General features: G+C 71.2%; 22 protein-coding genes. 8 read left to right on the plus strand and 14 right to left on the minus strand.

What is annotated here, in order from left to right:
• Positions 1-123 precede the first annotated feature (123 nt).
• Entirely contained in the window at positions 124-981 is an 858-nt protein-coding gene (locus MZC64_RS15080; RefSeq protein ID WP_247756530.1) for an SDR family NAD(P)-dependent oxidoreductase, read from the plus strand.
• A 13-nt stretch (positions 982-994) separates the two neighbouring features.
• Here MZC64_RS15080 and MZC64_RS15085 read toward each other — a convergent pair whose 3' ends face one another.
• Complete coding sequence (locus MZC64_RS15085) at positions 995-2,236, minus strand: YbiU family protein (protein ID WP_247756528.1); 1,242 nt, start codon at positions 2,234-2,236, stop codon at positions 995-997.
• A 43-nt stretch (positions 2,237-2,279) separates the two neighbouring features.
• Between MZC64_RS15085 and MZC64_RS15090 the strand changes: the two genes are divergently transcribed.
• Positions 2,280-3,419 carry an ROK family transcriptional regulator gene (locus MZC64_RS15090; RefSeq protein ID WP_247756526.1) on the plus strand — a complete coding sequence of 380 codons (1,140 nt, stop codon included), beginning with the start codon at positions 2,280-2,282 and terminating at the stop codon, positions 3,417-3,419.
• A gap of 45 nt (positions 3,420-3,464) precedes the next feature.
• On the opposite strand, the gene MZC64_RS15095 is transcribed toward MZC64_RS15090, so the two are convergent.
• Positions 3,465-4,124, minus strand: coding sequence for a TetR/AcrR family transcriptional regulator (locus MZC64_RS15095; protein ID WP_247756524.1), 660 nt, complete (start codon positions 4,122-4,124; stop codon positions 3,465-3,467).
• Between the two features lie 87 nt (positions 4,125-4,211).
• Here MZC64_RS15095 and MZC64_RS15100 point away from each other — a divergent pair, with 87 nt between their 5' ends.
• Complete coding sequence (locus MZC64_RS15100) at positions 4,212-5,711, plus strand: MFS transporter (protein WP_247756522.1); 1,500 nt, start codon at positions 4,212-4,214, stop codon at positions 5,709-5,711.
• A gap of 18 nt (positions 5,712-5,729) precedes the next feature.
• On the opposite strand, the gene MZC64_RS15105 is transcribed toward MZC64_RS15100, so the two are convergent.
• Genes MZC64_RS15105 through MZC64_RS15125 form a run of 5 tightly spaced genes read right to left on the minus strand, consistent with a single transcriptional unit; the run spans position 5,730 to position 9,207 of the window.
• A complete protein-coding gene (locus tag MZC64_RS15105) occupies positions 5,730-6,491 on the minus strand; it encodes an ABC transporter permease (RefSeq protein WP_247756520.1) in 762 nt (253 codons plus the stop codon).
• Positions 6,488-7,240, minus strand: a complete 753-nt coding sequence (locus MZC64_RS15110; protein ID WP_247756518.1) for an ABC transporter ATP-binding protein — start codon at positions 7,238-7,240, stop codon at positions 6,488-6,490. Before MZC64_RS15110 ends, MZC64_RS15105 begins: the two co-directional genes overlap by 4 nt.
• Positions 7,241-7,265: 25 nt before the next feature.
• Positions 7,266-7,970 carry a hypothetical protein gene (locus MZC64_RS15115; protein WP_247756516.1) on the minus strand — a complete coding sequence of 235 codons (705 nt, stop codon included), beginning with the start codon at positions 7,968-7,970 and terminating at the stop codon, positions 7,266-7,268.
• Positions 7,967-8,845 carry an ATP-binding cassette domain-containing protein gene (locus tag MZC64_RS15120; RefSeq protein WP_247756514.1) on the minus strand — a complete coding sequence of 293 codons (879 nt, stop codon included), beginning with the start codon at positions 8,843-8,845 and terminating at the stop codon, positions 7,967-7,969. The genes MZC64_RS15115 and MZC64_RS15120 overlap by 4 nt, the downstream gene beginning before the upstream one ends.
• Positions 8,842-9,207 carry a GntR family transcriptional regulator gene (locus MZC64_RS15125; protein WP_247756512.1) on the minus strand — a complete coding sequence of 122 codons (366 nt, stop codon included), beginning with the start codon at positions 9,205-9,207 and terminating at the stop codon, positions 8,842-8,844. The genes MZC64_RS15120 and MZC64_RS15125 overlap by 4 nt, the downstream gene beginning before the upstream one ends.
• A gap of 93 nt (positions 9,208-9,300) precedes the next feature.
• Between MZC64_RS15125 and MZC64_RS15130 the strand changes: the two genes are divergently transcribed.
• From MZC64_RS15130 to MZC64_RS15140, 3 genes are all read left to right on the plus strand, one after another.
• The gene (locus MZC64_RS15130; RefSeq protein WP_247756510.1) at positions 9,301-10,149 is read left to right on the plus strand and encodes a siderophore-interacting protein; all 849 of its coding nucleotides are present in this window, start codon (positions 9,301-9,303) and stop codon (positions 10,147-10,149) included.
• Between the two features lie 42 nt (positions 10,150-10,191).
• Complete coding sequence (locus tag MZC64_RS15135) at positions 10,192-11,358, plus strand: hypothetical protein (RefSeq protein ID WP_247756508.1); 1,167 nt, start codon at positions 10,192-10,194, stop codon at positions 11,356-11,358.
• 110 nt (positions 11,359-11,468) lie between these two features.
• Positions 11,469-12,410 (plus strand): hypothetical protein, encoded by a 942-nt coding sequence (locus MZC64_RS15140; RefSeq protein ID WP_247756506.1) that lies wholly within the window; start codon positions 11,469-11,471, stop codon positions 12,408-12,410.
• A gap of 127 nt (positions 12,411-12,537) precedes the next feature.
• Here MZC64_RS15140 and MZC64_RS15145 read toward each other — a convergent pair whose 3' ends face one another.
• The 3 genes from MZC64_RS15145 to MZC64_RS15155 all read right to left on the minus strand — a co-directional run bounded on the left by MZC64_RS15145 (position 12,538) and on the right by MZC64_RS15155 (position 15,595).
• Positions 12,538-13,827 carry a hypothetical protein gene (locus MZC64_RS15145; protein WP_247756504.1) on the minus strand — a complete coding sequence of 430 codons (1,290 nt, stop codon included), beginning with the start codon at positions 13,825-13,827 and terminating at the stop codon, positions 12,538-12,540.
• 137 nt (positions 13,828-13,964) lie between these two features.
• Complete coding sequence (locus MZC64_RS15150) at positions 13,965-14,597, minus strand: HAD-IA family hydrolase (protein WP_247756502.1); 633 nt, start codon at positions 14,595-14,597, stop codon at positions 13,965-13,967.
• 20 nt (positions 14,598-14,617) lie between these two features.
• Positions 14,618-15,595: a TerC/Alx family metal homeostasis membrane protein gene (locus MZC64_RS15155; protein ID WP_308301005.1), complete on the minus strand. Its 978-nt coding sequence runs from the start codon at positions 15,593-15,595 to the stop codon at positions 14,618-14,620.
• Positions 15,596-15,710: 115 nt separating this feature from the next.
• Between MZC64_RS15155 and MZC64_RS15160 the strand changes: the two genes are divergently transcribed.
• Both MZC64_RS15160 and MZC64_RS15165 read left to right on the plus strand, forming a co-directional pair.
• Positions 15,711-16,598 carry a bifunctional helix-turn-helix transcriptional regulator/GNAT family N-acetyltransferase gene (locus MZC64_RS15160; protein ID WP_247756500.1) on the plus strand — a complete coding sequence of 296 codons (888 nt, stop codon included), beginning with the start codon at positions 15,711-15,713 and terminating at the stop codon, positions 16,596-16,598.
• A gap of 8 nt (positions 16,599-16,606) precedes the next feature.
• Positions 16,607-17,314, plus strand: coding sequence for an RraA family protein (locus MZC64_RS15165; RefSeq protein WP_247756498.1), 708 nt, complete (start codon positions 16,607-16,609; stop codon positions 17,312-17,314).
• Here the strand turns inward: MZC64_RS15165 and MZC64_RS15170 are convergent.
• Genes MZC64_RS15170 through MZC64_RS15185 form a run of 4 tightly spaced genes read right to left on the minus strand, consistent with a single transcriptional unit; the run spans position 17,278 to position 21,083 of the window.
• Positions 17,278-18,009: a methyltransferase domain-containing protein gene (locus MZC64_RS15170; protein ID WP_247756496.1), complete on the minus strand. Its 732-nt coding sequence runs from the start codon at positions 18,007-18,009 to the stop codon at positions 17,278-17,280. The two genes, MZC64_RS15165 and MZC64_RS15170, sit on opposite strands and share 37 nt — an antisense overlap.
• Positions 18,010-18,068: 59 nt before the next feature.
• Positions 18,069-18,440 (minus strand): hypothetical protein, encoded by a 372-nt coding sequence (locus tag MZC64_RS15175; protein ID WP_247756494.1) that lies wholly within the window; start codon positions 18,438-18,440, stop codon positions 18,069-18,071.
• Between the two features lie 29 nt (positions 18,441-18,469).
• A complete protein-coding gene (locus MZC64_RS15180) occupies positions 18,470-20,230 on the minus strand; it encodes an ATP-binding protein (RefSeq protein ID WP_247756492.1) in 1,761 nt (586 codons plus the stop codon).
• A 46-nt stretch (positions 20,231-20,276) separates the two neighbouring features.
• Positions 20,277-21,083 carry an SDR family oxidoreductase gene (locus MZC64_RS15185; protein WP_247756490.1) on the minus strand — a complete coding sequence of 269 codons (807 nt, stop codon included), beginning with the start codon at positions 21,081-21,083 and terminating at the stop codon, positions 20,277-20,279.
• Between the last annotated feature and the right edge of the window lie 12 nt (positions 21,084-21,095).

Below are 21,095 nucleotides of genomic sequence, written 5' to 3' on the forward strand. Positions count from 1 at the left end.
GCCCCTCCGCCGACACCCCGTCTCCAGGCTGCCTTTCGCTTTGTGCGCCCCACCCTACTGACTTCATTCCTCACTGAAACGACAGTGCCCGCGAACTCTGCCCATCCTGGCAAGATCGATCCCATGGCGGAAACCCTGCGGCTCGACGGCCGCGTTGTAGTGATCACCGGTGCCAGCGCGGGAGTCGGCGCGGCCGCGGCCCGGCGACTGACCAAGCTCGGCGCGACCGTGGCGATTGTCGGCCGGTCCCCGGAGAAGACCGCGGCAGTCGCCGAAGAGCTTGGCGCGCAATCGTTCCTGGCCGACTTCAGCAACCTCGACGAGGTCCGGCGACTGGCCGCGGAACTGCTCGCGCGGTACCCGGTGATCGACATCCTGGCCAACAACGCCGGTTTACAGGCCACCAAGCGCAGCACCACCGTGGACGGGCACGAGCTGACCTTCCAGGCCAACTACCTCGCACCGGTGTTGCTGACGCACCTGCTCGCGCCGGCGCTGGGCACCGCGCGGGTGATCTCCACGGCCAGTGCCGCGCACTCCTGGGCCAAGCTGGACCTGGACGATCTCAACTCCGCCCGTGGCCGGTTCCGCAGCACCAACGTCTACGGCCGCTCCAAGCTCGGCAACGTGCTCTTCACCCAGGAACTCGCCCTGCGGGCCGCGGGCAGCGGGCTGACCGCGTCGAGTTTCCACCCCGGGCTGGTCGCCAGCGACTTCTTCCGCAACGACGGGGTGTTCGGGCTGTTCGGCAAGGTGATGATCAACTCGCCGCTCGGGCGCTGGATGGCGGTCAGCCCGGACCAGGGCGCCGCGCCGCTGGAACATCTGGCGACCACGCCGGACGCGGAGTCGGTGAACGGGGCCTACTTCCACCTGCTCGAACGGCAGCCGCCCAAGGGTGCCCAGCCGCACGATCCGGAGTTCGGGCGGGAACTGTGGGAGCGGACGGTGCAGATCCTCGGGGTCGACCCGGTGTGGTGAGCCGGCGCCCTGGTCAGCCCAGGCCGAGTTGGTTGCGGCCCAAGGGGTTCAGGTCGGCGAGAGCTGGGCGGCCGGTCCAGCTGGTCTCGTAGTTCTCGGCGGCGAAGTCGGCGGGGCTGGCGCCGGTCAGGAAGGCCTGGCCGCAGCGGGCGGCGTACTCGGCGTTCTTCGGGCAGTGCGGGCTGGCCGGGATGTACATGACGTTGGCCCAGCCGCGCTGGCCGGTGACCGCGCCGACCGAGTGGATCAGGTCGCCGTGCCACCACACCGTGTCCCCTGGCGCGACCGCGGGGATCGGGGTCAGCGCGGGCAACAGCTCCGCGTGCCACTGCTCGCTGATCGGCAGCGCCTGGCCGTTGACCGCGCCGCACAGGTCGTCCTCGGGCACGTCGTCCTGCAGGGCGCGCAACAGCAGGTAGGCCATGGCGGACGGGATGGGCACCACGTGCAGCACGCCCTCGGTCGGCGCCATATCCGACAACGCGGTCCAGCCCTGGAAGGTGCGGAAGGCCGAGCACATCACCGTGGACTCGTACTCGTGCACCTCGGTCCGGTACGCGCCGTCCCACGGATCGTATTTCGCGGGCTCACCGGCGAAGACGTGCCGGAAGACCTGCTGATAGGCGGGCAGCAGCCAGCGTTCCACCGAGCCGGAGTCGGTGTGCGGGGACAATCCGGCCGAGTTGGCGCTGGGGGCGCGGCGGCGGACGCGGTCCGGGTAGGCGGTGTCGCGGGCGGGGTCGAACCAGACCCGGCCTTCGGACTCGTGTTTCCAGAAGCCGTTGAGGAAACCGCGCACGGCAGCCATGTTCGGGTCCGAGCGGGCCGCCAGTTGCGGGCCGGACCAGTAGATCGGGAAGATCGACGGCTTGCCCGCGGCCAGGCCGCCGAAGACGCCGTCGTCGAGGTAGCGGTAGGAACCCTCGAAGTCGTTGCGGGCCAGGTAGTCCACCAGCTCGGCGTCCCAGGACTCGGCGCGCTCGCGCGGGAAGGTGCCGCGGATGACCGCGCAGCCGCGGCGGCGGATCGCGGCCCGCTGCTCGGCGGAGACCGCGGCCAGCTCGGCGAATTCGAGCACCGGCCAGACCTGCTCGCCGCGCTCGCGCTGTGCGAGCACCGCCGCGACCTCGTTCCGCATTTGTGCACTCACCTGGGCGAACGCACCCGCCACATCGCCGACCCGCGCCCGCAGTTCGGCCTTGGCGGCACGGATGGCGGCCGGGAAGTCGATGGGGGCGGCGGTGGTCGACGTCATTTGGTAACCTCACCTAACTAGATCCTGATGGCAGGCTAGGCCGGTGACACGAGAGCGCGCAAGCCTCAGCAGGGAGCTGCCGCAGTCGGTGCTGCGCACGGGCACCGACGCGCGGCTGCTGGCCGAGGTGATCGCCCGCGGCCGGGTGACCCGGGCGGAACTGGCCACCGCCACCGGGATCTCCAAGCCGACCGTGTCCGAGTCGGTGCGCCGCCTGGTCGAGGCCGCGCTGCTCGATGCCACCGGACCCGCCGAGACCGGCAGGCGCGGGCGGGTCGGCACGTTCCACGAACTCGGCACGGCCGCGGGCTGGGTGCTCGCGGTGGTGCTGGACCAGGCCGGGGTCCGCGCCCGCTCGGCGGATCTGGCCGGGGTGATCCGGCACGAGCACACCCGGCCGCCGGGGAAACCCGGTGACAGCGCGGCGGTGGCGAGCGGGTTGCGGGCGGTGGTGCGGCACGCGCTGGCGGCGATCGGGCCGGAGCGCGGGCCGTTGCGGGCGGTGGCGGTCTCGGTGGCCAACCCGGTCGCGCCCGGCTCCCGCGAGGTGGTCGCGCTGCCCGGCTCACCGTTCCCGGAGGGCCTGGTCAGCCCGGCGGCGATCCTGGCCGAGGTGACCGCCGCGCCGGTGCTGGTGGACAACGACGTGAACCTGGCCGCGCTGGCCGAGCACCGCTCCGGTGGCGCGGCGGGCGCGGACAGCTTCGCCTACCTGCACATCGGCGCCGGGCTGGGTGTCGGGCTCTACCTGGGCGACCGGCTCATCCGTGGCGCGCACGGGCTGGCTGGGGAGATCGGCTATCTGCCGGGTGCGGGCGAGGGCACCCTGGCCGGTGAACTCAGCGCGGCGGGGTTCGGCCGAACCGATGTGGACGCGGTGCTAAACCTGTTGTCCGCCAACGAAAGCACCGCCCGCAGTCAGGCGATCAGCACGCTCAGCGCGGGGATCGCGCGCGCGGTGGCCTCGGTGACCGCGGTGGTGGATCCCGGGCTGGTGCTGCTCGGCGGCCCGGTCGGCACCCACCCGGCGCTCCTGGAACCGGTGCGTGCCGCGGTCGCCGCCCGCTCCCCCGCGCCGGTCCGGCTCGGCCACGGCGTGCTCGGCGCGCTGGCCCCGGCGCACGGCGCACTGCACCTCGCCCTGGAACACGCCACGGCCGAGGCGGTGCGCGCGGCGGGCTGAACCCGATATCCGCCGGCTCAGCGCCGACTGCGTCTGATGGCCGGCTCAGCGCCGGACGAGGTGCAGTTCGATGCCGTCCAGGATGCGGGCCAGGCCGAACTCGAACTCCCGGTGCACGTCGATCTCCGGGCCGAGCGCGGTGGCCAGCGCGTTGAGCCGGGGGCAGGCGTCGGACTCGCTCAGCCGGTCCCGCCACCAGCCGGTGGTGGCCTTGACGTCGGGCACCGCTTCCCCGCCCAGCCACACCATGCCCAGCCCGTGGCCGTGACTGGTGACCACGCCCAGCAGGTAGAGCTGCTCCTGGGGCTCCAGCAGCAGACCGTCGAAGCTGGCCAGCGCCCACTCCATGTTGGCGATCAGGTTGGGGCCCAGCGGCGGGCGGGCGGTGGCGGTGGCGGCCAGCATCCACGGGTGCGCGTAGAAGGACCGCCAGTCCTGCCAGGCCAGCGCCTCCAGGGCATCCCGCCAGAGCGCCGGGCGCGGATCGGGATAGGCGTACTCCCCCGCGACCTGGTCGATCATGAGTTCGACCAGCTTCTCCCGGTTGGCCACGTGCCGGTACAGCGCCATGCCGGTGGCGCCGAGGCGCTGGCCGACCCCGCGCATGGTCACCGCGTCCAGCCCGCCCGCATCGGCCAGTTCGATCGCGGTGGCCACGATCAGTTCCTGGGTCAGGCCCGGCCGCCGGGTCGCCATCTCCCGCATGGTCCTCCACTCGGTTGCCTGCTCGACCCTTCGAAGTATACGTTGTAAGCGTTCGAGATGTTTACGACGTAAACAGGGGGGTCTCCCATGCGATGGCTTGGCCTCGCGGTGCTGGCACTGCCCACCGTGCTGGTGTCCATGGACCTGTCGGTGCTCTTCTACGCGGTGCCCGCGCTCAGCGCCGAACTACAACCGACCAGTGATCAGCTGCTGTGGATCCTGGACCTCTACGGCTTCGTGCTGGCCGGACTGCTGATCACCATGGGCACCCTGGGCGACCGGTTCGGGCGGCGGCGGGTGCTGCTGGGCGGCGCCGCGTTGTTCGGGGTGGCCTCGGTGCTGGCCGCCTACGCGCCGAGCACCGAACTGCTGATCGCGGCGCGGGCGATGCTGGGGGTGGCCGGGGCGACGCTGGCGCCGTCCACGCTGTCGCTGATCCGCACCATGTTCACCGATCCGCGGGAACGCCAGATCGCGGTCAGCGTGTGGACGCTGGGCTTTGCCGGCGGCACCATGATCGGCCCGGTGATCGGCGGGCTGATGCTGGAGCACTTCTGGTGGGGCTCGGTGTTCCTGCTCAACGTGCCGGTGATGCTGCTGTTGCTGGTGCTGGGCCCGATCCTGCTGCCAGAGGCCCGCAACCCGGACCCAGGCAAGTTCGACCTGGGCGGCGCGGCGCTGTCGCTGGCCGCGATCCTGCCGGTGATCTACGGCGTGAAGAAGATCGCCAAGGAGGGGGTGGCCTGGCCGCACCTGGCCGCCATCGCGACCGGTCTGCTGCTGGGCTGGGTGTTCGTCCGGCAGCAGCTGCGTGCCCGGCAGCCGATGATCGACGTGCGGTTGTTCCGGCACATCCGGTTCAGCGGTTCGATCATCGCCTGCACCATCACCTACCTGATCCTGGCCGGGATCGGGCTGTTCATCGCGCAGTACCTGCAGCTGGTGCTGGGCTACAGCCCGTTCGAGGCCGCGTTGTGGTCGCTGCCCGGCCTGACCGGGATGCTGCTGGGCGTTGGCCTGGCCACCGCGGTCGCGGCCACCGTGCCCCCGGCCTACCTGCTGGCGGGCGGCCTGGCGCTGGCCTCGGCGGGATTCGCGCTGTTCGCCCAGGTCAGTGCGGACAGCGGGGTGCTGTGGCTGGTGGCCTCGCAGGTGGTGATGGCCACCGGCATCAGCGCGGTGGCCAGTATCGCCACCGACCTGGTGCTGGCCACCGCCCCGCCCGAACGGGCCGGTGCCGCGGCCGCGATCTCCGAGACGGCCAACGAGTTCGGCGGCGCGGCGGGCATCGCGATCCTGGGCAGCCTGGGCGCGCTGATCTACCGGGCCGGACTCACCGGCAACCCGCCCGCCGGGCTGACCGCGGAGCAGCTGACCGCGGCCGGGGACACCCTGGCCGCGGCCGTGAAGCTGGCCGGGGAGCTGCCCGGTCAGCTCGGGCAGACCCTGCTGACCGCGGCCCGGATGTCCTTTGTGGACGGTTTGCACTGGGTGGCCTGGATCGGGGCCGCCGGATGCCTGGTGCTGAGCGGGTTCGTGCTGGTGGTGCTGCGTTCGGTGCGCCCGGCCGCGGAGGTCAGGGCCTGACCCGGGTGCCGCGCCGGGTCACTCCCAGCGGAACACCCGCACCGAGATCGCGGTCAGCAGCACCCCCAGCGCGGCCAGTACCACCAGGTGCAGGGCGGCTGGTCCAGCGCCGGACCAGCCGTCCCGCACCGCCTGCAGCATCGCGCCGAACGGGGTGAACTCGCCGATCGCGGCCAGCCAGCGCGGCAACCGTTCCGCGGGCAGGAACCCACCGCCGGCGGCGAAGGTCGCGAAGAACACGCCGAGCCCGATGCCGATCGCGGCGTTGGCCGAGGGCGCCAGCGCGGCCAGCAGCACGCCGAGGGCGTAGTTGGCGAACACGCCCAGCAGCAAGGCGATCACCGTCACCAGCGGCGAGGCCGGGGCGCTCAGATCGAAGGCGAAGGTGGCCACGGTCAGCGCCAGGGTGATGCCGAAAGCGGACAGCGCCAGGTTCACCAGGACCTGCGCGCCCAGCAGCACCAGCGGGCTGACCGGGGTGGCCGACATCCGGCGCAGCACCCCGGACTTGCGGTAGGAGACCAGCACCGCGGGCACGTTCACCAGCGCGGTGGTGGCGATGATCATCCCCAGCGCGACCGGGGTGGCCACCGTGTCGAAGGTGCGCACCCCGCCGGGCGGGCTGAACCCCTTGGCGCCCATACCGTTCATCACCATGATCAGCAGCGGCAGCGCGACCGGGATGATCAGGCCGCCCGGATCCCGCCAGAGCAGTTTCGCCTCGCTGACGGTCAGCGCGAGCCAGCCGGTGGTGCGCGGCAACGGGGTCAGGGTGCTCATGCGTCCTCCTCCGCCAGTTCGGGGTGCGCGCCGGTGTGTGCCAGGAAGACCTCGTCCAGGGACACATCCAGCACGCCGCGGCTGGCCGCCAGCTGCGCGCGCAGGGCGGCCGGGTGGTCCAGGGCAGCCACGCTGCCCTGGTGGAAGATGGCCAGCCGGTCGCACAGCCGGTCGGCCTCGTCCATGAAGTGGGTGACCAGCACGACGGTCACCCCGCCGGCCCGAATCTTCTCGATCAGCTCCCAGGTGCGGCGGCGGGCCACCGGGTCCAGGCCGGTGGTCAGCTCGTCCAGCACCACGATCCGCGGTTTCCCGATCAGCGCCAGCGCGATGGACAGCCGTTGCCGCTGACCGCCGGAAAGATCCTCGAACGCGGTGTGCCGCTTGGTCTCGATGCCCAGCTCGCCCAGCAGGGTCTCCGGATCGGCGCCGTCCCGGTAGAAGGAGCGGAACAACCGCAGCGCCTCGCCGACCCGTAGCTTCTCCGGCAGCATGCTGTCCTGCAACTGTGAGCCGACCACCTGCCGCAACCGCGCCCGGTCCCGCCACGGGTCCAGCCCGAGCACCCGGACCCGCCCGCCACTGGGCCGGCGCAACCCTTCGATGCACTCGACCGTGGTGGTTTTCCCCGCCCCGTTGAGCCCGGCGATGCCGAAGATCTCCCCCTCGGCAACGCTGAACCCGATGTCCCGCACCGCGACCGTGTCCCGGTACCGCTTCCGCAACCCCTCGACCTCGATGACAGCCATCAACTCCCCCATACTCCAGTCAGTCCTAAGTAGACACAGGTCGGATCGGAATGTTCCGCAGCAGCAACCACACCCCGCCGAGCACCAGGGCGATCAGGGCCACTCCCGCGGGCGCGGCCACCGCCAGCGGCAGCCGATCGAACGGGCTCAGGCCGACACTCGCCGCGACCCAGGTGCCGGAGACGATGTTGGCGAGGTAGAGCACCGCCAGGCCCACCGGCAGGGACCCCAGCCCGAGCGCGGGGTCCCGGTAGAAGCTCGATCCCACCAGCGCGCCCACCGCGCTGAAGGCGCCGAAGGCCAGGAACTGGGTCAGCAGCACTGTGGGCACTTCGGTCGCGGCGGTGAAATACCGTTGCGGGGCAAGCATCTGCGGCCATCCGGCGAGCGCGTACACGCCGCCTTCGGCCAGGTAGCCCGCCGCGGTCAGCACCGCCAGTACCGCGGCCAGCACACCGACAAACCCGGCCACCCGCGCGGTGAACTCGCGCCGGGTGATCCCGTTGGCCACATACACCGGCAGGTAGGTGTAGAGCAGCCAGGCGGTGAATCCGAACGCGAACCAGAGCGCGACCTGCACCGCGTTGTCCCACACGCTCAGGCTGACCGTGCCCCACACCGCGATCCCGGTCAGCACCAGGCCGACCACCACCGCGTAGGCCAGCCACAGCAACGTCACGAAGGCGAAGATCCCCGGCAACGGGAACCGCATCGGCCGATACCCGCTCATGCCCGTTCCCCCTTCCCGGCCAGGTGGATGATGAGTTCCTGCAAGGACAACGGCCCCAGCTCGACGTTCGCCGCCACGGCCGCGGCCCGCCGGCCGTCGTCCAGTTCGCCGTAGACGACGGCCTGCCGGGTCTGGCCCAGCGTGCGCCCGCCGATGACCTGCAGGCCCTCGACGATCCCGGCCACCGCCCCGGCGGGTCCGGTCACCGACACCCCGCGCGCGAGCAGCGCGTCCACCTCCTCGAACGCGGCCAGCCGCCCATCGTCCAGCAGCACAACACGTTCCAGCAGCGGGGCCACCTCGTCGATGAGGTGACTGGCCAGCAGGAAGGTACGCGGCCGGGTGCCCTGCTCGGCGATCAGCTCGTCGTAGAAGGCCATCCGGGAGGGCGCGTCCATGCCGAGGTAGGTCTCGTCGAAGATGGTCAGCGGCGCCCGGCTGGCCAGCCCCAGCACCACCCCCAGTGCCGATCTCCGGCCGCGGGACAGCTCCCGCAGGCGTTTCCGCGTCCCGATGCCGAACTTGTCCACCAGCGCCGCGGCGTAGTCGGCGTCCCAGTCCGGCCGCAGCTCGGCGGCCAGGGTGAGCGCCTCGGCCACCCGGTCACCGCTCTCCACGGTGTCCCCGGACTCCCGGATCAGGCAGATCCGCCGGGTATTGCGCGGGTTCTCGAACACCGGCTCGCCGTCGATCCGCACCGCGCCGCCACTGGCCCGCCGGAAGGCGGCGAGCACCGAGAACAGGCTGGACTTGCCCGACCCGTTGTGCCCCAGCACCCCGCAGATGCCCGGCCCGTCCAGCCGGAAACTGATGTCCCGCAACGCCGTCGTCGCGCCGTAGCGCAGCTCCAGCCGGTCCACCTCGACCGTGATCATGCCCCCTCCTCGGTCAGTTCCCGGATCCGCCGCACGACCTCGTCCAGCGGAATCCCGATGGCCTTGGCCTGGGCCACCATCGGATCCACCACATCGGCGAAGAACCGCTCCCCCCGGCGGGCCCGCAACAACTCGCGGGCATCCGCGCTGACGAACATCCCCAGACCTCGCTTCTTGTAGAGCACACCCCGCTCGACCAGCTGCTGGAACGCCTTGGCCGCCGTGGCCGGGTTGATCCGGTAGAAGGCGGCGTACTGATTGGTCGACATCACCTGCTCATCGGCGGCCAGCGCGCCACTGAGCACTTCCGCCTCGATCCGCTCGGCGATCTGCCGGTAGATCGGACTGCCGTCGTTGAACATCCGGACTCCGGTCCTGTGGTTCGTTACTCCACTAATGAACCACAGGACAGGCGAGTCCCGCAAGCCGCCGGAAATTTAGGTTAGGCTACCCTCATGTCTAAGCTGTCGCGGTTCGACCGCCTCCAGTTGAACCTGCTCAGCTCCGCCACCTCGCTGGTGATGGCCGCGCCGACCGCGCGCGAGGACCTGGACCAGTTCCTGATGACAGTCACCGCGGTCCGCCAGGTGGCGCCCAAGGTTCGGCGGATCACCTTCCACGCCACCGAATTCGAGTTCTTCGCCCGCTCCGGCCCCGACGAGTACTTCGGGTTGCTGATGCCGCAGGCCGGGCAGCAGGGCGTGTTGCTGCCCGCCGAGCGGATGAACGTGCGGGCCGCGATCCGCCGGATGCCCGCGGCGGTCCGGCCCGAGCTGCGCTGGTACACCATCCGCGAACTGCGGGCCGCCGACGGCGAGATCGACGTGGACTTCGTGCTGCACGCCGACGCCGGACCGGGTTCGGCCTGGGCCGCCACGGCCAAACCCGGTTACCTGGTCGGCTTCCGCACCGGCGGATCCTGCTACCAGCCCCCGGCCAGTGCCCGCCACCAGCTGCTGGCCGCCGACGACACCGCGTTGCCCGCACTGGCCGCGATTCTGTCCACTGTGGACGATGAGGCGGTGGCCGGACTGCGGGTGCTGGTGGAGGTGCCCGGCGCGGAATACCGGGTGCCGCTGGACGAGCGGGTCGCGGTGACCTGGCTGACCCGCGACGGCGAACCGGGCGCGGAACTGGTGCGCACGCTGCGTGCCTCGGACCTGCCGGAGCTGGACTACGCCTGGGTGTGCGGGGAGTCCGGGCTGGCCACCGGGGTGCGGCGGCACCTGGTCAAGGAGCGCGGCCTGGACCGGCGGCGGGTGTTGTTCTCCGGGTACTGGAAGGTAGGCGCGGCCCGCACCTGAGTCAGCAGTTGGACAGGCGGGCGGTGCGCCAGGATCTCCGCCGTGAAACGGCATCCCCTGTCCTGGCGCAAATCCTGGTCCGGCCTGCTCGCGGTCGCGGTGATCGCCGCGGTCGCCCTGCTGCGCGACCGCACCGAACCCCGTCCTGAACCCACCGCCGAATCAGCCCGGACCGAGCCCGATCGCGCGCCCTATACCGCGGTGTCCCAGGTGGACTTCGCCGACGAGCGCACCGGTTTCGCGCTGCGCAGGCACTGTGCGGGCGGGCAGGCGGCACGGTCGGGTTGCGTGGATGAGTTGTTGCGCACCGGCGACGGCCGGACCTGGCAGCAGGTGCCAGCGCCCGCGGCTTCGGCGCGCCCGCCGGAGGTCAACCTGCTCGGCGAACTCGCGGTGCTGGGCCCGGCGGCGGTGCTGCTCTCGGTGCCGCGGCAGCATGATCGGCGGTTGTTCAGCGCCGACGCGGGCCGTCAGTGGCACAGCGTCCCGGTCGCGCCCCAGGGTGAGGTCGACCGGATCCCCAGGGGTGCGCTCGCGGAATCCGGTTGTCCCGCCGACATTCCGTGCCAGGGCGAGTTCCTGGTGGTCTCCCCGCGGACCGGCGGCACGGCCCGGCTGCGCGGCGTGCCCCGGCTGACCGGGCTGCGCCCCGGCCCCGCGCCCACCGCCGACGGCAGCTGGTGGCTCTCCGGGGTGGACCGGGCCAGTGGCGGGTGGCGGCTCGCGGTCAGCCGGGACGACGGGCGGAGCTGGACCCTCAGCGGCAGCCTGGATCGACTGTCCACACAGGACGCCCGACCGGAGCGGGCCGTGGTGCACGTGGCCGGGACGGGCAACGGCCTGCTGTTCGCCTCGATCACCGTAGGCACCGTCCTGCTCGCGATCCTGCGCAGCGCCGACGGCGGCCGGAGCTGGCAGCGCACCTGGCGCCCGGCCCCTGGCACACCACCGTTACGGGTCCTGGGCGTGCCGGTGTTCGGGCCAGGTGAGCGGGTGCTCGTCTCCACCGAGCCGGGCGGGCGGTTACGGCGCAGCGCCGACGGCGGGCGCACTTTCACCGCCGCACCAACGGAACAGCCCGAGATCGGCTGGGTGCGGTGGACTCGCGGCGGTTACCTGGCCTGGTCGAGCAGACTCGCCACGGAGGTCCCGCTGCCCTACCGGCGTTCCGGCGACGGCACCGGCTGGACACCGCTGGAACTCCGGTGACGCCCCGCCCGGTGCGAGCGGTCGCGGTTGGACACCGGCCGCGACTTGTTGACTTCCCGGTGGATCAGGCCAGAGTTGTCGCCATCGCATCAACTCACTGGGGATCCACCATGACCGAACTGGTTCCGGGACGCGGCGTCCACCGGCGCGGGCATCGCCCGCCCGCCGTGCCCACCCTCGACGGCTACGCCCGCGCACTGGGCAGGCACCTCCAGTATGGCTGGGGCGCGAGCAACCGGTTCTGGCCCGGCGCCGATCTGGGCAGGCTCAGCGTGCTGCTGGTGCACGGCGCGCACGCCAGACTGGTCAGCTGCACCGGGATCAGCGAGGTGTCGGCCGCGGAGGTGTGCGGGCCCGGCCTGCCGGGCACCTGCGTCGCGGCGTACTGGCGGGGCAAACCCGTGCTGCTGCTGGACCTCGCCCCCGATTTCACCGGCCGGCCCTTCGCTGATCAGCTCCTGGACGGGTTCCGGCAGGCCACCGAAGTCGGCTTCCGGCAACAGGTGCAGGCCCGCTGGCCACCGCGCACCGCCCGGCCGGAACCGGCGGGGCGGCGGCCTGCCGGGGCCGCGCTGATCCGGTCGATGATCTACGACGCCCTGGTGCGCGCCTTCCGCGACCCGTTGCAGCGGGACCGGCAACTGCGGATCGCCGCGTACTGGTACGACCGCTGGCTGACCCGGTGTGCCGGGGAAGTCACCGCGGTCCGCGAACTGGATCTGGTGCACGGCACCGCCGACTACGTCGCGGACGCGATCCTGGCCAGGGTGCGCGCGAGCGCGGATCCGGCCAGGGCCCGGCATTACCTGGCCAGGGTCAGCCACGGCAGGCGATCGGACCGGCTCACCGGCCTGGAACGGGAATGCGGCGCGCTGGGTTCGATCGCCTGCCTCAACGCCGCCGAGCTGGACCTGGACTTCGTGGCCCCGGCCGAATCCGGCACGGCCACCCCCCTGGATGTGCTGCTCGCCGGGTCGCCGCGGACCGGGCCGGCCCGCGGCTGCGTGCCCGGGGAACTGGCCGCTCGGCCGAACCGGCGGGCCGCGCGGTGACCGGATCGCCCTGGCCCGCCCGATTCCTCCGTCACCGCGGGCCACCACTGGCCAGGCGGTGACGGATCAGCGGCGCCGGCGGACGGGCTTCCCCCAGAGCCCGATCGCCGGCGCCGTCCACTGTGGACTACCGGATCTCGAAGGGCCCCAGGTCGATGCCCCCGCCCGCGACCCTGGGGTTGCCGTCGACATCGGCGGTCGAACTGTTGCCCGCGATGCCCTTGTCCACGATGTCGCGGGCCGCGGCGTAGTCGCGGTACTCGGTGAAATCCGCCGCCCGGTGCGCGGGATAGGGCGGCCTGCTGCGGTGGAATGCCTCGTCGCGGCCGTTCAGCGAGGTGTCGAGCAGTTCCAGGTTGGCCGCGATCCGCTCACCGGTGCTGGCCCCGGCCCGCCGGAAGGTGGTGGCCCTGGATTCGGCGCGCACCAGGATGTTGTTGCGGACCGTCGTGCCGGTGTTGGCCAGACCGGGACCCAGCACCTCCAGGTTGATCACCTGGAACCGGAAACCGCTGAGCACCAGGTTGTTCTCCAGCAGCACCCCGCTCATGCTGCCGAGGTTGATGCCCTGGCTGTCATAGGTCTCGCAGACGTTGTTGCGGAAGGTGACCTCGCGGATCTGGTAGCTGCTCGCGCTGTGGTTCTGCGCGATCAGGCACTGCCGGGACACCCGCAGGCAGTAGTTGTTCTCGATCACCGTGCCCGCCGATCCGGCGCCGGTGTTGAAGGTCTGGAAGCAGTCCACGTGCGGGTTGTCGTAGCTGGCGAACTCGTTGATGTCGTGCAGGTAGTTGAAGCGGATGAGGTGCCGCCCCCAGAACCGGATCGCGTCGACGTCGTGGGCCTGACCGGCCCGGTCCTTGTGCAGGTCGTAGATGTTGTTGAGTTCGACCACCGCGCCCGCGCCGTCGCCGAGCTGGATGCCGATGCTCTCCACGCCGGTCACCGTGTTGCGTGCGATCCGGGCCTGGTCGCAGCCGCCGCCGGCACAGGAGATGCCCAGCAGCAACCGGCCGCCGTTGACCAGATTGTTCTGCACCCGCACCGATGCGGCGGCCAGCACGATCCCGGTGCGGGGCGCGTCGTAGTCACCGCCGGCCACGGTGAACCCGTCCAGGGTGGCGCCCCGGCCCCGGATGACCGCGCCGCGGACGACGGCGGATCCGGTGGCGCGCAAGGTCACCTCGGCCTTGTTTAGCTCCACCGACTGATCGCGGTAGTCGCCCGCCCGCACACACAGCACCGCGCCCGCACCGGCCCGGGAGATCGCCGCGTTGATCGAGGCGCCCGGTCCGATGTGGACAGTGCAGTCGTGGGTCTGCGGATTCCCCGCGCCGCTGCTGCCGTACTCCAGACGCTGGACTTGTTGCCGCGACACGGGATCCGCGGTGACCGGCGGGGTGCTGATGATCACCATGAGGACTGCTGCCGCGCCTGCCCAAAAAGCTCGAACCGCCATACCCGGGACCTGCCGATCTGTCCGGTGGAACGGAACCGTTCGTGCAGGTGAAGCTAGTGATCCCGGGTGGGACCAGTCCCCCGGCCGCAGCGGCCTCAGCCGACTCGCAGCCCGCTGCCGTCCCAGGTCACCCCGGTCAGGTCGGGCACCGCGCTGTGTGCGGCCTCGGTGGCCTCGCCCTTGCCGACGCCGAGCACGTGCCCGGCCCCGGCGGCCAGTCCGGCCTGGATGCCCGCCGCGCTGTCCTCCACCACCACGCACTGCTCGATCGGCACGCCCAGCCGCGCGGCCGCGGCCAGATAGCCCTCGGGCGAGGGCTTGCCCTGCTGGACGGCCTCGCCGGTGATGGTGACCTCCGGCAGCGGCAGGCCGGCCGCGGCCAGCCGGGCGCGCAGCAGCGGCAGGGTGGCCGAGGTGACCACCGCCCAGTTCCCGGGCAGCGCGGCGAGCAGGTCCGGGATGCCAGGGATCGGCACCGTGCCCTCGGCCCCGGCGATCTCGATCTGCTCGATCCGGGCGTGCCCTTCCGCCCGCTGTTCCGCGGGCAGGTAGGTGGCCACGGTGTCCTGCGAGCGGACACCGTGCATGCCGTCCAGCACCACCGCCGGGTCCAGGCCGTACTCGCGGGCCCACTGGCCCCAGGCGTCCTCGGCGGGGCCGGTGGAGTCCACCAGCACGCCGTCGCAGTCGAAGAGCACGGCCCGGCAGGGGATGTGTCGCGAGGTCATGGGCCGCACGCTACCTGGCCTCAACCAGGGCGGCGGCGGGTGGCGACCAGGCTGGCCACCGCGGTCACCACGAGCACTCCGGCCACCACACCCAGCGACAACCAGTTGCTGATCTCGGGCACCCAGCTCACCGGCTGACCGCCGTTGAGGAAGGGCAGCTCGTTCTTCTTCAGCGCGTGGAAGATCAGCTTGACCCCGATGAAACCGAGGATCACGGCCAGGCCGTAGGAGAGGTAGACCAGCCGGTCGAGCAGGTGGCCGATGAGGAAGTAGAGCTGGCGCAGGCCGAGCAGCGCGAAGGCGTTGGCGGCGAAGACCAGGTAGGTGTCCTGGGTGATGCCGTAGATGGCCGGGATCGAGTCCACCGCGAAGAGCAGGTCGGCCGACCCGACCGCGACCATCACCACGAACATCGGGGTCAGCCACAGCTTGCCGTCGATCCGCACCAGCGCCCGGCCGCCCACGTAGTCCTCGGTGACCCGGAACCGCCTGCGCAGCAACCGGACCAGCGCGCCCTCCTGGTACTCGTGACTGGTCTCCCGCTGCCGGGCCAGCTGCACGGCGGTGAACACCAGGAACCCGCCGAAGATCCAGAACACCCAGCTGAACTGGTTGATCGCCGCCCCGCCGATGAAGATCAGCGCGGCCCGCAGCACCAGCGCGATCACAATGCCGAACAACAGCACCCGCTGCTGGTGCACTGCCGGCACGGCGAAGGTGGACAGGATCACCACGAACACGAACAGGTTGTCCACGCTGAGCGAGTACTCGGTGAGGTAGCCGGTGACGAAGTCGATCCCGGACTCGGCGCTGCCGAAGTACCACACCCCGGCGGCGAAGATCACCGCCAGCCCGAAGTAGAAGATCAGCCAGGCGGTGGCTTCGCGCACGCCGACCGCGTGCGGCCGCCGCACGGCCAGGGTGAGGTCGACCGCGAGCAGCGCGATCAAGGCGGCGATGGTGGCTGCCCATAGCCAGCCGGGCACCTGCAGGAGCATCCCGATCCTCCGGCCTCTTGGGTCTCGATCATTATCTACCACTGATCAGCTCCAGTGCCGGCAGACGCGCGACTGAGCACAGCAAAGGACTTGATTCGCTGACTAGGGTCAGAGAATGGATCCCGGGCTGATCGAGCGGGTGCGGCGGTTCAACCGCACCGTCACCCAGCGGCTCGGCGCCCTGGATGAGGCGTACCTGGCCCGCAATCGGCCACTCGGGCAGTGCCGGGTGCTGTGGGAGATCGGCCCCGGCGGGCGCGAGGTGCGGGAGCTGCGGGCGCGGCTGGACCTGGACTCCGGCTACCTGAGCCGGATGTTGCGGGCGCTGGGCGCGGAGGGGCTGGTCGAGGTCGGCGCGGACCCGGTGGACGGGCGGGTGCGGATGGTCCGGCTGACCGCGGCCGGACTGGCCGAGCGGGCCGAGCTGGATCGGTTGTCCGATGAGCTGGCGGCCTCGATGCTGGCGCCGCTCAACGGGTCCCAGCGGGATCGGCTGAGCGCGGCGATGGGCGAGGTGGAGCGGTTGCTGGCGGCCTCGATGGTCGAGGTGGCGGTGGCCGACCCGGCCTCGCCCGGCGCACGGCACTGCCTGGCCGCCTACTTCGCCGACCTGGCCGCCCGCTTCGACGGCGGTTTCGACCCGGCGCGCGGCATCCCGGCCGAGGACGCCGAACTGACCCTGCCGCACGGGTTGCTGCTGGTGGCCACGCTGCACGGGGAGCCGGTCGGCTGCGGCGCGCTGAAACTGCACCAGCCTGATTGGGCCGAGGTCAAACGGATGTGGGTCTCCCCCGTCGTGCGCGGTCTCGGCCTGGGCCGCCGCCTGCTCGCCGAGCTGGAGTCCAGGGCCGCCGCGCGCGGGATGCGCACGCTGCGGCTGGAGACCAACCAGAGCCTGGCCGAGGCGATCGGCCTGTACCGGGCGGCCGGATTCCGCGAGGTCCCGGCGTTCAACGACGAGCCCTACGCTCACCACTGGTTCGCGAAAACCCTTGCCGGATAAGGACAATCATGGACACGCACGAACTGCAGCGCCGGTTCGCCACGCTGACCACCGCGCACCTGGCCGACGCCTGCGTGCGCGCCAAGGTGCCGGTGCACTGCGCGCCCGGCCCGATGCGCCCGCTGGTCCCAGGCGCCCGGATCGCCGGCCGGGTGCTGCCCGCGCGGCACGTCGGCAGTGTGGACATCTTCCTGGAGGCCTTCGAGCACGCCGAGCCAGGCGATGTGCTGGTGGTGGACAACGGCGGCCGGATCGACGAGGCCTGTGTCGGCGACCTGGTCGTGCTGGAGGCGCAGCTGGCCGGGGTGCAGGGCATCGTGATCTGGGGCCTGCACCGGGACACCGCGGACATCCAGGCGATCGGCCTGCCGGTGTTCAGCCAGGGCAGCCTGTCCACCGGCCCGCTGCGCCTGGACCCGCGCCCCGCCGACGCGCTGACCGCGGCCAATGTCGGCCCGTGGACGGTGAGCACCGCGGACCTGGTCTTCGGCGATGAGGACGGCGTGCTCTTCGCCCCCGCCGACCGGGCCGCCGAACTGCTCACCCTGGCCGAGGGCATCCGGGACACCGAACGCGCGCAGGCCGACCGGATCCGCGCCGGGGAGTCATTGCGGAGTCAGGTCGGCTTCGACGGTTATCTGCTTGCCCGGCAACAGAATCCGGACCTGACCTTCCGCGATCACCTGCGCGCGGTCGGCGGCGCCATCGAGGAGTGACCACGCACCGCCCAGGCCGTGGCGGTCAACGGGATCGAGCCGTCCGCGGCGGTCGGCAGCCGCTCCCGCAACAACTCGCGCAGCGCGCTGCGATCACCCTGCACCGCGTACTGCCCGGCCGGTCCCTGGCCGCCGAGGAACGGCGTCCAGTAGTCGTCGAAATCGGTGAACACGGTCGGCACGGTGATCGCCCGCACGGACACGTCGACCAGTCCGGCATCCAGCCACAACCGCCGCAACGGTTCCGGCCGGCACAGTGGAAACCGGCGGCTCTCGGCGAGTGCGAGGGCCGCCGGATCCAGTTCCACCGCGGCCTGCCAGAACCGCCGGATCAACTGCATCCCGTCGGCGTAGTCCCAGACGTAGGCCGCCACCACCCCACCCGGTGCGACCGCCCGCGCGAACTCCGCCACCGCCCGCCCCGGCGCCGCCACGAAGTTCAACGTCAACCCACTGACCACCGCGCCGAACCCGCCGTCCCGCACCGGCAACGCCCCCGCGTCCCCCGCCACGAACACGGCCCCCGAGTTCCGTTCCCGCGCGACCCCCAGGAACCCGGCCGAGGGATCAACCCCCAGCACCTGATGCGGCTCAGTCGCCAGCACCGCCGAGGTCAGCGCCCCCGTGCCACACCCGACATCCAACCACCGCTGCCCGGCTGGCACGCCCAGCCAGTCGACGAACTCCGTCGCCACCGCCCGGCTCCACCGCCCGACATACCCGTCATAGGCCGCCCCACCAGCCCACACCCGGCTCAGCGTCCCTTGGCCGAACTGATCTCCAAGGGTTCACCCTGCTGGCAGAAGGAGGCCAGCTCCGGCTTGAGCACCCCACGCACCTCGACCTCGGCGCCGGGCTTGACCACCGCCGGATCCCCGCCGACCAGCAGGTACTGCTTGCCCCCTGACTCCATGACCAGGCAACCCGACTCCACCCCTGCGCTGACCTTGCCCTGCAACGTCAACTGCCCCGGCACCGAGGTCGGCGGGGTGGGCGTCGGCGACACACTGCTGGCGGGCGGCCCGGATGTGGGCGCGGGCGAGGTGCCCCCAGGCGCGGTCGGACTGCCCCCGCACCCCGCGAGCAACAGCACCAACCCGGCAACCGGCACAATTCGACTTCGCATACTCCCGGTTTACCCGATCCGACCGGCCACTATCCGGTTTGTCCCTCGACCGCGAGCGGCACCGGCTCCCCACGAACCAGCTCGGCGAGCGCGTCCAGGACCTTGGCCGGGGCCTGCATGAGCTGCGGATTGCGGTCCAGGCAACGGATTTGCTCCTCGCTGAGCACGATCGACATGACGCAGCCCGCGGTCTTGACGAACAGGACGGAGGAGGTGCGGATGACCACCTCGTCGACATCCTTCATCGCCTCGGCGAGTTTGGCGATGGCGTTGGCCTCACGTTCGTCGTTCTCGGAGCGCGGGGTGGCGATGTACTTGAGTTCGGCGGCGCGTTCGAGCTTGCCGGCGAGTTCGCCGAGCTTGTCCACGGCTTGGTCGTCACCGCGCACCCGCAGCCGCTGGAACCAGGAGCCCCGGATCGGGGTGTCCTTGCCGACCACCGCGAACCCGGCTACCTGAAGCAGTTCCACCACGGCGTCGCGCAGGGGCTCGCCGACGTTGTCGCTGGTGTAGACGGTGACCTCGGTGACCGGGCCACGACGGAGATCCTGCGCACGGTTCCAGTTGAGGCGAGCGCCTTCGAAGTCGCCGAGTTCGGCGTTCACTGCGGCGATCCCCTCCAATGCGACCACTTCCCAGGTGGCTTCGCCGACCTGATCTTCCAGGTCGACGAGCGCCTGGCGCGCGACGGATAGCCCGACATCGTCTTCGAGCAGCAGCGCGGTATTGATGGCCGAGCGCCAGGTCGTCGCCGGATCGCGGAGCAGGCCCCGGCGTCGGTGGTAGGTCTCCAGCGCCCAGGCCAGCTGCCATGCCTCCTCGAACCAGGTCTCCTGGAGGCAGAGCTGTTGAATGGTGAGGAGGTTGGCGTGTTCGGCGTCGAACCAGGCCAGCGCCGCCCTGGCATCGGCAATGGGTTCGCGGGCGATCTCGGCTGCCCTCGGTATGACCTGCGGCGGTCGTAACGGGGAGAGCAGCTTGTCAGCGTCGATCGCAGTGCACACGTAACACTCGGCGATCCGCCGCGGCGAGAAGACACCGTGCTCGATCTGCGACTCCTGGGGCTGGGTGCGGCGTTGAACCAAGGCCCGGAGTCGGTACCCCCGCTTCTCCACCAGGCCGGTAGTGATCAGCTCAACTATCGCCAACATGGCCGACCTGACACCGGGGGTCAGCGCGGTGATCGTATTCAGGCTGATGTTGAGTCCCGGCGAGGCGCGAAGCCAATCAAGCAGGGCCATGCCGACCGTGCCCACCGTGCCCCACGCGGAGACTCTGGAGTGCCGCGCATAGCTGACCGGCCCCAGCTCCAACGTCACCGCGTTGCGCGGCGCGACCCGGCTGGTGATCAGCACCGTGCTGCCCTGCATGCCACTGAGCAGGCGACAGACCGGGGCCGGATCCTCGATGCCATCCAGCACCACCAACACCCGCCGGGTCCCGACCACCTCCCGATACAGCTGCAGTTGCGCGGACAACCCCTCCGGAACGGCCGCGTGTGCCACACCCAGCTCGGTCAGTATCCGGCGCATTGGCAATCGCGTGGCGTGGAGGATGATCAGTTGACCATCAATTCGCGACGCGTTGCTCTCGGCCCAGTGCAGGACCAGGCTTGTCTTTCCAACCCCGGCCGCACCGCTGATCACGATTGGCAGCGGGGTGCCGCGATTGACCAGTTTGGTCAGCTTGGCCAGTTCCGCGTTCCGGCCCTGAAACGGCGGCCGGGTGCCCTGCAGGCTCCTGCCGCCCGTCGGGTCGGGGATGGGTGCGACGAACTCGTGCTCCGTCATGGTGACTGACTGTATCCGGTCAGCCACCATGCGGAGCGGGAATGCGTCAAACAGCCGCCCAGTCGCGCAACGTCGTGGTGCCCGGCCGGATCAACGCCGGATCGACCTCATCCGCGTCCACCACCGCGAACGACCCCGCCACCCCCGCCGCCAGCTCAGCCCCGATATACGGCGTCATCAGCTGCTCATGCTCAGCCAGATCAATAGTGCGCCAACGAATCTCCCGCCCCCGCACGCTAGAAAGCACCGCCGCCACCTCCGGCCCCGTCAGGTCCTCCGGCCCGGCAATGAGCTGAGCCGGAACCGGATTGGCCAAGAGATCCACAATCGCCGAAGCCACGTCAGCCGCGGCCGTCCAGGGCACGGGCATCTCCGCCGGAAGCGGCAGGCGGACTTCGGTGTCGGTGGTGGTCGCGGGGTCGGCGAGGATCTCGTTGTACAGGGCGGCGGGGCCGATGATCGAGGCGGTCGGGGTGACGCCGGGCAGGTCGCGGATGAGCTGGAAGCGGGCGTCCAGGAACGGGATTCCCCTGGCGCGGGTGGGGTAGGGGCCGCTGGTGTTGAAGATGACGTGCTCGATCGTGTTGGTGGACAAGGCTTTCAGCACCGACTCGGCCTGGGTGTGCATGGTGTGGTCGAAGCCGAGTGGGAGTTGCACCACCACCGCGTCCACGCCCTGGTAGGCGGCGATGAGGGAATCCGGGTTGGTCAGGTCGGCGACGGTGGGCTGGGCGCCGGGTGGCAGGTCGCGGGGGTTGCGGGCTACCGCGCGGACCTGGTGGCCTGCGGCGAGGAGCTGGCTGACGACGGGGGCGCCCTGGACGCCGGTGGGGCCGTGCACTGCGATGATCATGGCCTCGACGCT

This window comes from Crossiella sp. S99.2, from assembly GCF_023094165.1.
Classification (GTDB): Bacteria; Actinomycetota; Actinomycetes; order Mycobacteriales; family Pseudonocardiaceae; genus Crossiella.

Bases quoted from the DNA above. Each gene is read 5' to 3' on its own strand.
- MZC64_RS15080 (WP_247756530.1), top strand. From the start codon at position 124: ATGGCGGAAACCCTGCGGCTCGACGGCCGCGTTGTAGTGATCACCGGT.
- MZC64_RS15085 (WP_247756528.1), bottom strand. From the start codon at position 2,236: ATGACGTCGACCACCGCCGCCCCCATCGACTTCCCGGCCGCCATCCGT.
- MZC64_RS15095 (WP_247756524.1), bottom strand. From the start codon at position 4,124: ATGCGGGAGATGGCGACCCGGCGGCCGGGCCTGACCCAGGAACTGATC.
- MZC64_RS15100 (WP_247756522.1), top strand. From the start codon at position 4,212: ATGCGATGGCTTGGCCTCGCGGTGCTGGCACTGCCCACCGTGCTGGTG.
- MZC64_RS15105 (WP_247756520.1), bottom strand. From the start codon at position 6,491: ATGAGCACCCTGACCCCGTTGCCGCGCACCACCGGCTGGCTCGCGCTG.
- MZC64_RS15110 (WP_247756518.1), bottom strand. From the start codon at position 7,240: ATGGCTGTCATCGAGGTCGAGGGGTTGCGGAAGCGGTACCGGGACACG.
- MZC64_RS15115 (WP_247756516.1), bottom strand. From the start codon at position 7,970: ATGAGCGGGTATCGGCCGATGCGGTTCCCGTTGCCGGGGATCTTCGCC.
- MZC64_RS15120 (WP_247756514.1), bottom strand. From the start codon at position 8,845: ATGATCACGGTCGAGGTGGACCGGCTGGAGCTGCGCTACGGCGCGACG.
- MZC64_RS15125 (WP_247756512.1), bottom strand. From the start codon at position 9,207: ATGTTCAACGACGGCAGTCCGATCTACCGGCAGATCGCCGAGCGGATC.
- MZC64_RS15130 (WP_247756510.1), top strand. From the start codon at position 9,301: ATGTCTAAGCTGTCGCGGTTCGACCGCCTCCAGTTGAACCTGCTCAGC.
- MZC64_RS15140 (WP_247756506.1), top strand. From the start codon at position 11,469: ATGACCGAACTGGTTCCGGGACGCGGCGTCCACCGGCGCGGGCATCGC.
- MZC64_RS15145 (WP_247756504.1), bottom strand. From the start codon at position 13,827: ATGGTGATCATCAGCACCCCGCCGGTCACCGCGGATCCCGTGTCGCGG.
- MZC64_RS15150 (WP_247756502.1), bottom strand. From the start codon at position 14,597: ATGACCTCGCGACACATCCCCTGCCGGGCCGTGCTCTTCGACTGCGAC.
- MZC64_RS15155 (WP_308301005.1), bottom strand. From the start codon at position 15,595: ATGCTCCTGCAGGTGCCCGGCTGGCTATGGGCAGCCACCATCGCCGCC.
- MZC64_RS15160 (WP_247756500.1), top strand. From the start codon at position 15,711: ATGGATCCCGGGCTGATCGAGCGGGTGCGGCGGTTCAACCGCACCGTC.
- MZC64_RS15165 (WP_247756498.1), top strand. From the start codon at position 16,607: ATGGACACGCACGAACTGCAGCGCCGGTTCGCCACGCTGACCACCGCG.
- MZC64_RS15175 (WP_247756494.1), bottom strand. From the start codon at position 18,440: ATGCGAAGTCGAATTGTGCCGGTTGCCGGGTTGGTGCTGTTGCTCGCG.
- MZC64_RS15180 (WP_247756492.1), bottom strand. From the start codon at position 20,230: ATGACGGAGCACGAGTTCGTCGCACCCATCCCCGACCCGACGGGCGGC.
- MZC64_RS15185 (WP_247756490.1), bottom strand. From the start codon at position 21,083: ATGATCATCGCAGTGCACGGCCCCACCGGCGTCCAGGGCGCCCCCGTC.